This is a genomic window from Bradyrhizobium sp. Unk1 (assembly GCF_059512345.1).
Genome location: NZ_JCAMOP010000121.1, coordinates 1 through 4,584 on the forward strand (window position 1 = coordinate 1; position 4,584 = coordinate 4,584).

The following is a 4,584-nucleotide window of genomic DNA, read 5'->3' on the forward strand; positions in this document are numbered from 1 at the left end:
GTATCGCGGTCTTCGCGGCAGCCAGCGCTTCCACGCAGCTACCTGCATGTTGCGTGGCAGTGTTCAGTTCGATGACGGACTTGGAGAGTCTGTCGTGACGGGGGACAAAAAATGGAGAGACGGTTCATCAGGTTCAGCAGGTTCAGCAGGTTCAGCAGGTTCAGCAGGTTCTTTAGTGGGACGGCGTACGGTCCCCCTGATGAACCTGATAGCGCGGCGCTTCACGCCGCGCACACCTCCCGTGGTGATAGTGAGAGTGCTAACAACAGCACCGCACTCCCCGAGCCGTCGAGACCTTCCCCGAGCGCGCCTGACGGCGCGCGGTTAGAGCAGCTCACGAGACAACAACCATCTTCCGGCGCGACGGCAACAAGTACCGCCCGGAGCGACGTTCTGGCGGCGTTCGCAGACGTAAGGCATGCGTGGCCGACTGACCGCATCGGTGACGAGGCCGAAGCCTATAAGGCGTTCGTCGCCGCTCTGTCAGCCAGGCGTCACACGTTCGTCGTTATCGACGCCGTTGAGAACCTGCTTTGGGAGAGCGGTGCTGATGTACCCTGGCTCGCCGAGGCTCTGGTCGCCATTAAGCACGGCGCAGTGAGCAACATTGATCAGCGCCGCGCCAGGCGCGCAGGACCGGCAGGCAGTGAGGACCGAATGAGAACCGAGAGACACCACCCGGCCCGTCCCAGGGAGAGCGGGCCGATGATGCCAGCACCGAAGGCGGGATAGTCATCGCTGGACCAGACTACCACGATCAGACATGGTCGCATGAGCAACGCGACCGGGAGGTGGTGACATGAGCACCCGTCACGAACGTCGCCGCTACCGGCACGAGGCGTCCGGTGCGCTGTTGACCTATCTAGTCGATGTCAATGATCCGCTCGATGCCTATCCGCTGCTGCAACGCGCTGCACGCTACTGGTGTGAGAGTCTATCGACGCCGCCACACGGAGAATGCGTTACCTGCGGCGTTCGAATGACAGGAAAGAAGTATGTCGGGGCATTGCTGCTCACCACGCCAGCCATCAAGCCGACCAGTGCCAGCGTCGTCGGGGTCTGTCGCGAGTGCTGGGTTGTTCGTGATCTGTCACTGGATGCGATAGAACGCAAGGCAACGGAGGTGCTGCAGCCGGTGGTGCCCAACGGGAGGTTCGAGCCTCTTCGAGACAGGCGACGATGAGGTCGGATCGACCATCGATATTTGCCGGCGCGCAGCCAGCTGGTCGCGGTCACCGCCTGCCGATGACATTGCTGCATTTGCGCGTGCGCGATCTCTTCCTGCGGGCGGCGGCGGACATCCACTGCACTGGCATGTCCGATCGTGCAGCGGCGGGATGGCTGCACAAGAAGCTCGCAAGATACCGGGAATGCGCATGGCAGCGGGATCGCATCGCGGAGACGGTGCGGCCAAGGCTCGCCGGGCGCGTCGAGGGACTGCTCTTTTGCGTTCTCAAATGCTCCGACCGATTGGTGAGTGAGCGGTTGGTGCGCGCGGTGCTGGCGCGGGACCAAGACCGACTATTCGTTGCCAACGCGACGTGATCCGCTCGACATCATCGAGATGATTGAGGCGCACCATAACGTTCGAACCTGGACCTGCGAGCTCGCAACCGTTTTCGTCTGGCATCCGCACCCAGCCGTCGTTCGATGTGATCGAGCTGCTGCCGCCCGGTGCCGCCGACAAGCTGCGGCTGCTGCATCAGGGCAACAGCGATGGCCACGCGCTCATTCCGCCGTTCGCTGATGTTCAGGAGGCGAGCGCGGCGCGGGTGGTTTTAGTCTCGTTGAGTGTCAGCCCAAGCTTGGTCATCACCGCTTTCGTCCACGTCAATGCGATCGGTTCCAGCACGCGGCCCAGCATGAGCTGACGCGGCTCACCGCTCATCCATCCGAAAACGGCTACAACCTGCCGCCGATAATCGCAGCGTCATCGCCGCGACCAAGGCTCTCAAAAAGGCGACCGCCGATTTCGAACGGCTGAAAAAATTGCAGGAGGTGCGGTCGGCAGCGTGGCAATCTGCATCCGTCGCCTTGTCGAACGTCGAGACATGGCTGCGGTCTGGCAGACCCGGCGGCACAACGCTGTTCGACTATGATGGACCGGAGCCGCAGCCGGCCAAGGGCGAGGCCGGTTTGCTTGATGCCGTCGAGAACCGGCGACGGCGTGTGCGCGAGCTACGCGCCGATTTGCACAGGATCGCGAGCGCACCGTTCCCGTCGAGCTATGCCAAGCAGCGCATGCGCGAGCAGATCGAGGCGCTGGCGGCGCAGGGTGCGCCATCGGCGCCATCACTGATCGAACTTGACGGCAAGATCGAGTTTCAGACGCGGCACCTGACATCGGAGGTTCACGCGGCGGAGCGTTCTCTTGCTTTCGCCGAAGTGCCTGACGCGGTCGCATTGATCGCATGGCTGCATCGTGACGCACTGATCGCCGCGCTCGACCGTGAGATCGTCGCCGATGCCGAATGACGAGGCCGCCTTGTCGCATGAAGCACGGCAGCAGGCCGAGGCCGAGGTGATGGGCGATCTGCTCGACATCGAACGGCAGGAGGCAGCGCCGGTGTTCTCAGCGCAGGCACAAGGTCTGCCGATTGAGCACCGTGCCGACATCAGCCCGCTCGCGCTGCTTGGTCTGAAACTGGTCACGGTGACCAACGGACACAGCGAACCATCGAGCTGGATGCACGCTTACGACATCGTGCGGCGATGAACCGGATCGTGCACCGGGGCGGCTTGCGTGCCTGCTACGGCTCCGGCTGCACGGGCGCGGGATGGGCGACCGTCTCGCGCCACATATCACAAGCCGCGCTGAAGGGCATCGGCTGCTCGCCGGCCCATTGGAGCGCACATCCGTCTTGTGTGCGCCATCGCGTGGCGCGGGCAAGGCATGCGCTGGCGCACGGATGCCTTGCTCCGGGCGGAGCAGTTGCTCCTTGGCCTGCTCCGCCCGTCCAACCGCGACGGAAACCATGTGCTTGGTCTCGACCGTCGCGCAGGGCTGGGGATGCTGCTGGTGCGGCATTCCCGGCCCGCCTCCAACAACGGGAGAGCACGATGACCGACCACGATCCCGCAATCGTCCAAGAGTCTGCACAACAGTGGCGGCAGACGCCTGCAGGAGGCGATTTGGAGGACAGGCCGCTACCCCTACAACCCCCGACCCGGAAAACGGCTGTGGCAGACCAAGGCGAGCGGAAAGCAAGGCTGAGCGAAACGTCCAATGATTGCCCAAACATCGTCGCCGTCCTAACCGATGGGAAGACGCGCGTGATCGAATGTTACGCTGGCATCCAGTGGATCGTGCAACGCAGACAGGATAAGCGATGGGACCCCGCGCTCCTTCTGCCAAACCAAGGAAGCGCTGATCCGCTGTTGCGGCGGCAGCACGCGGCAACTCGCCGGGCTGCCCGACCGCATCGGCGATCGCACCGCACCGACCACCAACATGCGGGAAGCGGCGGAGTGACCGCCAATAAATCATCCCTCTTGCTGGAGTGACACCCAAGCGGCGAGAAGTTTCCGGGCAACCGGCTGATGTTTCGATTTCCCGGCCTGTGCAAGCCTTTGTAGCCTTGCATAGACTTCGTCGGGGTTGCCGAAGTATGCGAAATATTTTGCTTAGAGCGGGTGATACACACCAATGTCGGAGCGGTTTCCCCAGCCGCAGATTGAGCCAAGCGCAGTCAGGAACTCCGAGTGTGTCTTCGTCGCTTCTGCGAAGCGCAGTTTAACATCTTGAGGATTGCCTAATTGAGTCCAAAAAAACAGTACGTCGAGCGGTGCTGGCAGCCTAAAGACGTTCTTCATTCCGATGGCTTCGAGGCGGATCGTTAAGATACGCACTGCCTCATCAAATTGGGGTTGCTGCAGCCATACATTTTCCGGGTATGCGCGACTGCCCTCTGGCCGTCCTAGGGCAAAGCCTTGATCCCTGACTATGTACGTCAACCAATTGATGGTCTTTCCCGTTCTGATCGTGCTCAAGAAGTCGGGCGGCGGGTGCTTGCGCAAAATAACTCTCGTTCTCTCCCAAATCTCGTTGTGGCCCTTGGTCGCGACCTGTTGCGTAACACGCTCGACGTCGTCCATGGTGTCAGCTAACGCCTTGCAGAAAACCTGTCCTTTGAGCCTCAGTAAAGGCGAGCGGATCGTCGATAAGGCGATGGAGACAAACATCTAAGAAATGGCCTGTCTGCTCGTGGGGACGATCCAAAAGCGCCCGCAAAAGTCGCGCGGCCTCTGTGCAATCCGCATCAAGGGCATTCCGAAGCGCCGAAAGTTCATCGTCCTTCACTGCATACGAGGGTACAGCAAATGCGAAATACCTCGAGGGCCGCGCCGGTGGATCACCTCGGCCTTGTAGAGACCGTTGATGGTTTCGGCGAGAGATTGTCATAGGAATCTCCGACACTGCCGACGGAAGGTTCGATGCCGGCTTCAGCCAGGCGCTCGGTGTACTTGATGGATACGTATTGGGCGGATTCAAACGGTCGTCGCAACGCCCAATGTTTCGCTCATGATAATAATTCGTCAAGCGCTTCTGCCGGCGTTTTCCAGCCCAGTGTCTTTCTCGGTCGG

The 4,584-nt window shown here is 61.4% G+C and carries 6 protein-coding genes and 1 pseudogene; 5 read left to right on the top strand and 2 right to left on the bottom strand.

Annotated features, from left to right (window positions below; genetic code table 11):
• Positions 1-799: 799 nt before the first annotated feature.
• From AC5ZFO_RS47160 to AC5ZFO_RS47180, 5 genes are all read left to right on the top strand, one after another.
• Complete coding sequence (locus tag AC5ZFO_RS47160) at positions 800-1,183, top strand: hypothetical protein (RefSeq protein ID WP_496124151.1); 384 nt, start codon at positions 800-802, stop codon at positions 1,181-1,183.
• A gap of 62 nt (positions 1,184-1,245) precedes the next feature.
• A complete protein-coding gene (locus AC5ZFO_RS47165; RefSeq protein ID WP_496124152.1) occupies positions 1,246-1,545 on the top strand; it encodes a hypothetical protein in 300 nt (99 codons plus the stop codon).
• A 107-nt stretch (positions 1,546-1,652) separates the two neighbouring features.
• Complete coding sequence (locus AC5ZFO_RS47170; protein WP_496124153.1) at positions 1,653-1,871, top strand: hypothetical protein; 219 nt, start codon at positions 1,653-1,655, stop codon at positions 1,869-1,871.
• A gap of 163 nt (positions 1,872-2,034) precedes the next feature.
• Positions 2,035-2,475, top strand: a complete 441-nt coding sequence (locus AC5ZFO_RS47175; RefSeq protein ID WP_496124154.1) for a hypothetical protein — start codon at positions 2,035-2,037, stop codon at positions 2,473-2,475.
• A complete protein-coding gene (locus tag AC5ZFO_RS47180; RefSeq protein WP_496124155.1) occupies positions 2,465-2,716 on the top strand; it encodes a hypothetical protein in 252 nt (83 codons plus the stop codon). Before AC5ZFO_RS47175 ends, AC5ZFO_RS47180 begins: the two co-directional genes overlap by 11 nt.
• A gap of 908 nt (positions 2,717-3,624) precedes the next feature.
• Here the strand turns inward: AC5ZFO_RS47180 and AC5ZFO_RS47185 are convergent.
• A complete protein-coding gene (locus AC5ZFO_RS47185) occupies positions 3,625-4,182 on the bottom strand; it encodes a hypothetical protein (RefSeq protein ID WP_496124156.1) in 558 nt (185 codons plus the stop codon).
• A 153-nt stretch (positions 4,183-4,335) separates the two neighbouring features.
• Positions 4,336-4,484 (bottom strand): annotated as a pseudogene (locus AC5ZFO_RS47190) (IS3 family transposase); the annotation flags it as partial.
• Positions 4,485-4,584: the final 100 nt, after the last annotated feature.

Coding starts and splice junctions, on each gene's coding strand:
- AC5ZFO_RS47160 (WP_496124151.1), top strand. CDS start 800: ATGAGCACCCGTCACGAACGTCGCCGCTACCGGCACGAGGCGTCCGGT.
- AC5ZFO_RS47165 (WP_496124152.1), top strand. CDS start 1,246: ATGACATTGCTGCATTTGCGCGTGCGCGATCTCTTCCTGCGGGCGGCG.
- AC5ZFO_RS47180 (WP_496124155.1), top strand. CDS start 2,465: ATGCCGAATGACGAGGCCGCCTTGTCGCATGAAGCACGGCAGCAGGCC.
- AC5ZFO_RS47185 (WP_496124156.1), bottom strand. CDS start 4,182: ATGTTTGTCTCCATCGCCTTATCGACGATCCGCTCGCCTTTACTGAGG.